This window comes from Staphylococcus sp. EG-SA-2, from assembly GCF_017152085.1.
Window position 1 is genome coordinate 1 of the sequence record NZ_JACYHC010000441.1, and the last position, 5195, is coordinate 5195.

Annotated in this window: 4 protein-coding genes and 1 pseudogene; 3 read left to right on the forward strand and 2 right to left on the reverse strand. The window is 33.9% G+C overall.

Features of this window, described 5'->3' with window-relative positions; all coding sequences use genetic code 11:
- Positions 1–50: 50 nt before the first annotated feature.
- Complete coding sequence (locus IDG60_RS05575; RefSeq protein WP_000927785.1) at positions 51–140, forward strand: hypothetical protein; 90 nt, start codon at positions 51–53, stop codon at positions 138–140.
- Positions 141–384: 244 nt separating this feature from the next.
- On the opposite strand, the gene IDG60_RS05580 is transcribed toward IDG60_RS05575, so the two are convergent.
- Together IDG60_RS05580 and acsA are read right to left on the reverse strand one after the other, a co-directional pair.
- The gene (locus IDG60_RS05580) at positions 385–2052 is read right to left on the reverse strand and encodes a formate--tetrahydrofolate ligase (protein ID WP_000149407.1); all 1668 of its coding nucleotides are present in this window, start codon (positions 2050–2052) and stop codon (positions 385–387) included.
- Between the two features lie 439 nt (positions 2053–2491).
- Positions 2492–4198, reverse strand: coding sequence for an acetate--CoA ligase (acsA, locus tag IDG60_RS05585; protein WP_000862095.1), 1707 nt, complete (start codon positions 4196–4198; stop codon positions 2492–2494).
- A gap of 168 nt (positions 4199–4366) precedes the next feature.
- Here acsA and IDG60_RS05590 point away from each other — a divergent pair, with 168 nt between their 5' ends.
- Positions 4367–4999, forward strand: a complete 633-nt coding sequence (locus IDG60_RS05590; protein ID WP_001016004.1) for a hypothetical protein — start codon at positions 4367–4369, stop codon at positions 4997–4999.
- A gap of 24 nt (positions 5000–5023) precedes the next feature.
- Positions 5024–5195: pseudogene (locus IDG60_RS05595) on the forward strand (acetoin utilization protein AcuC); the annotation flags it as partial.

Consider the following 5195-nt stretch of genomic DNA (forward strand, 5'->3'; position numbering starts at 1 on the left):
TTGATTTTCTAATAGAATAGAAAGACCTTAATTTTGGGTGATGTTTGTTCATGTTGTTAACAACTCCTATAAGATTATATTTAATTGATAATAATTATCAATATCAATTATTAGTGTTAATTGTAGCGCATCCCAATTAAATATTGCAACCTATTTTATTATTTTTTTTAATATGGAATATTCATTGCATCGCTTTCCTATTCTTCAAGCCCACTTTTTATCTTCATATACATTAATTAACCACCTTCAAACATTGTCGTTAGATTCGCCAAATTGAATCTATTTTTAGCACAGCAAAAAACCGAACTGCTGAAATAATGCATCTCCAACAGTCCGGTCTATTAAACTATTTACTTATCTTTATTAAACAATTGACATGATTTATTAGAATAACCCAATTGCATGACCATCATCAGTAACATCCATGTTTAATGCTGCTGGTTTTTTAGGTAAACCAGGCATAGTCATGATTGCACCTGTCAACGCTACGATAAATCCTGCACCTGTTTTCGCTTCTAATTCACGAATTGTAATTTCAAATCCTGATGGTGCACCTAACAACGTTTGATCATCTGAGAATGAATATTGTGTTTTCGCCATACATACTGGGTAATTATCCCAACCATTTTCTTTAAATTGTTTTAATTGTTTTTGCGCTTTACTGCTAAACGTTACTTTTGAACCGCCATAGATTTCAGTCACAATCTTTTCAATCTTTTGCTCTAATGGTAATTCTAATTCATATAAAGGTTTAAATGAATTAGGTTGATCAATGACTTCTAATACTTCATTTGCTAAGTCAACGCCACCTTTACCACCTTTTTCCCAAACTTCAGTTAAGGCAATTCGTACGTTATTTTCTTTAGCCCAAGATTTTACATATTCTACTTCTGCATCGGTATCATGTATAAATGCATTGATTGCAACAACCGGTTCTACACCGAATTTTTTAATATTATTAACATGACGCTCTAAATTAACAATTCCTGCTTTTACTGCTTCTACATTTTCTTCTTTTAAATTATCTTTCGCTACACCACCATGCATTTTTAACGCACGAATTGTCGCAACAACAACGACAGCTGCCAGATCAAATCCTGCTTCACGCGCTTTAATGTCCATGAATTTTTCAGCGCCTAAGTCTGAACCAAATCCAGCTTCCGTTACAACGATATCAGCTAAATCACGTGCTGTTTCAGTTGCTAAAATTGAGTTACAACCGTGTGCGATATTCGCAAATGGTCCACCATGAACTAATGCAGGTGTCCCTTCAATTGATTGTACTAAGTTTGGTTTAATTGCATCTTTTAAAATCATTGCAAGTGCACCTTGCACTTTTAAATCTGCAACTGTAACTGGCTTGCGATCTCTAGTGTAACCAATAGTAATACGACTAATTTTATCTTTTAAGTCTTTAATACTTCTACTTAAACATAAAATCGCCATAATTTCAGACGCTACTGTAATATTAAAGCCATCTTCACGTGGTACACCATTTGTAGGTCCACCTAACCCAACGTTTACATGTCTAAGTGCACGATCATTCATATCTAATACACGTTTCCATTCAATACGTCTTTGATCGATTCCTAATTCATTACCTTGGTGAATATGATTATCTATAAACGCAGACAATGCATTATTTGCAGTTGTAATCGCATGGAAATCTCCGTTGAAATGTAAGTTGATATCTTCCATAGGTAAGACTTGCGCATAACCACCACCAGTCGCACCACCTTTGATACCAAATGTTGGTCCTAAAGCAGGCTCTCTTAATGCAACCATAACGTTTTTATTTAACTCATGGAATGCATCAGCTAAACCAACTGTAACCGTTGATTTACCTTCACCAGCTGGTGTTGGGCTCATCGCAGTTACTAAAACAACTTTCCCTTTGTTTTCTCTTGGCGTAATTTTATTAATGTCGATTTTAGCTTTGTAATGACCATAAGGTTCTAATGCATCCTCTGAAATACCTACTGATGCAGCAATATCCTTAATTGGTTGTAGTGTTGATTGATTCGCAATATCTAAATCTGATAAATGAGTCAACTTTTTTCGCCCCTTTTTGTTTAATTTATGCATTTATAATATGTAAGTTGTAGCTAAGAAATTTTTACTTACATTCATATAATAACGAACTGTTAAAAACTTGTCGACTAAATCGGGTTAGCGCTTTCATTTTTGCAATAAATTCACTTATTAAAGTTTTGTATTATAAAACTTTTAGCGCTTGATACTATTGATAACTATATTTTTCTATTATTTAAAATAATCATCTTCCAAAGATCATATTAAAAATAAAAAGCAATATAAAGATATGCCATAATTGTTATGTCATCATTTTCAAATGCTTTCTACGAAATGATATGACACAAGTTAACAGCTCTTTATATTGCTTATCGTAAAGTAAACGATTATTTAAACATTGACATGAAATATGTTGTCACCCTTTATTCTTCGAAAAAAATCTTCAATAACATTCATGTCATTATTCCATTGTACTTAAATCCCCAGCATCTAAATTTAATTCCCAAGCTTTTAATACACGTCTCATAATTTTACCTGACCGTGTTTTAGGTAATTTATCTTTAAATTCGATTTCACGTGGTGCTGCATGTGCCGACAAACCTTCTTTAACAAATAAACGAATTTCTTCTTTTAATTCGTCTGTTGGTTCATATCCTTTTCTCAGTGCAACAAACGCCTTAATTATTTCACCGCGAACCGGATCAGGTTTACCAATAATTCCTGCTTCGGCAACTGCTTCGTGTTCAACCAATTTAGACTCAACCTCAAATGGTCCAACTCGTTCACCAGCTGTCATAATTACATCATCAACACGTCCTTGGAACCAGAAGTAACCATCTTCATCTTTATATGCCGAATCACCAGATACATACCAGTCTCCAATAAAATATGATTTATATTTTTCTGGATTCTTCCAGATACGATACATCATTGATGGCCAGCCTTTTTTTATAGCAAGGTTGCCCATTCGATTTGGTGGTAATTCATTACCTGCATCATCGATAATTGCAGCTTGAATACCAGGTAATGGTTTGCCCATTGAGCCAAGCTTGACGTCCATCGTTGGATAGTTAACAATCATATGTCCACCTGTTTCTGTCATCCACCAAGTATCTAACACCGTTAAACCGTATACTTTTTTCGCCCATTTTATAACTTCAGGATTTAAAGGCTCACCTACTGATAGAATCGAACGTAACGATGACAAGTCATATTTCTCAACAATATCGTCACCAGCACTCATTAACATTCTTAAAGCTGTTGGTGCCGTATACCAAATCGTCACTTTAAAATCTTCAATCATACTATACCACTGTTCTGGTGAAAAGCGACCACCAGCTATACAATTTGTAGCGCCATTTAACCATGGTGCAAAAATACCATAAGATGTTCCTGTAACCCAACCTGGATCTGCTGTACACCAATAAACATCATCTTCTTGTAAATCTAATACATATTTTCCAGAAATATAGTGCACTAACATTGCTTGTTGAACATGCAATACACCTTTAGGTTGCCCAGTAGAACCTGATGTATAATGTAAAATCAAACCATCATCCGACTTTAACCATTCAATGTCAAATTCATCGCTAGCAGTTTCCATCAAACTAATGAAGTCTATGTAATTGTCTTCTACATCCTCATCTACGACAACAATTTTTTTCAAGTTCGGTAATTTATCTACAGGTACTCGAGGTAACAATGCCTTATTAGTAATTAACACTTTAGCTTCACTGTTCTCTAATCTATCCGCAACTGCCTTTTCCATAAATGCTTCAAATAACGGCCCAACAATTGCACCAATTTTTAAAACACCTAACAACGCAAAATATAGTTCAGGTGTACGCGACATAAATATAAATACTCTGTCACCTTTGTCAACTTCTGCATGTTCAGACAAAACATTCGCTGCTTTATTAGATAACCGTTGCATATCTTTATAAGTATACGATTCTTTTCTGTACTCATCTTTGTAATTTAACGCTATTTTATCCCCTAATCCTTGATCTACATGGCGATCTATACATTCATATGCCATGTTCATTTTTCCAGTTTCACTCCAAGAAAATGCTTGTTCTACGTCTTTCCAATCAAAAGTATTATATGTTTCTTCATAATCTTTAAGGTTATGTTTACCTTGCGCTCCTTTATAAACTTCGACTTTCATTTGAAACTCCCCCTTTGTTATGTGAAAACGCTTTCTTTCTCAATATTATACATAACATTTCTAATTATTCAAAATTTTTACTTTTATCCTTTTTCTAGTATTAATTATTGTAAATTTTCTATATAATGAATTTAATACAATCACGACGTCGATTGAGGAGTTGAAAATATGAATCATTTAAAGACGTATCAATCCGAAGATTATTACATTCATGACAAGCAATTTGTTATTGAAGGTCCTTTAACATACGAAGATTTGAAAGCGCTTACTTTCGATGCGCATTTAACCGCATTTAGAGATGCTGAAGATCAGTATGAAGCTTTGTTAGAAATTACAACATTACCAGAAGGTAGAATTTATGTTGCTCGCCAAGATGAACTCATTGTGGGTTATGTCACTTTCCACTATCCTGATGAAATTGAGCGCTGGTCTACAGGTAACCTTCCATATTTAATCGAATTGGGGGCAATTGAAGTCAGCATCAATTTTAGGCAATTACATCTTGCAGAAAAGCTAATACAACTTAGCCTTTCTACACCAGAATTCGAGGATTATATCGTTATAACTACTGAATATTACTGGCATTGGGATTTAAAAAATTCAAAGTTAGATGTATTTGACTATAAAAAATTAATGCAGCGGTTAATGGCAACTGGTGGACTTGAAATATTCGCTACAGATGATCCAGAAATAACAAGTCATCCAGCTAATTGTTTAATGGCAAGAATTGGCAAAAATATTACATTAGAACAGCAACAAGCGTTTGATGATATTCGTTATATGAATCGGTTTTTCTTTTAATTTTTGGAATATCGGAGGGATTATATGCAACAACATTCATCAAAAACTGCATATGTTTATTCAGATAAGTTATTACAATATCGATTTCATGACCAACATCCCTTCAATCAAATGCGTTTAAAATTAACAACAGAGCTACTTTTGAATGCAAATTTATTGTCTCCAGAACAAATAGTACAACCTAGAATTGCAACAG

What these genes read in the sequence shown, in the direction of transcription:
- IDG60_RS05575 (WP_000927785.1), top strand. Translation starts at nt 51, where the DNA reads ATGTTGTTAACAACTCCTATAAGATTATATTTAATTGATAATAATTAT.
- acsA (WP_000862095.1), bottom strand. Translation starts at nt 4,198, where the DNA reads ATGAAAGTCGAAGTTTATAAAGGAGCGCAAGGTAAACATAACCTTAAA.
- IDG60_RS05590 (WP_001016004.1), top strand. Translation starts at nt 4,367, where the DNA reads ATGAATCATTTAAAGACGTATCAATCCGAAGATTATTACATTCATGAC.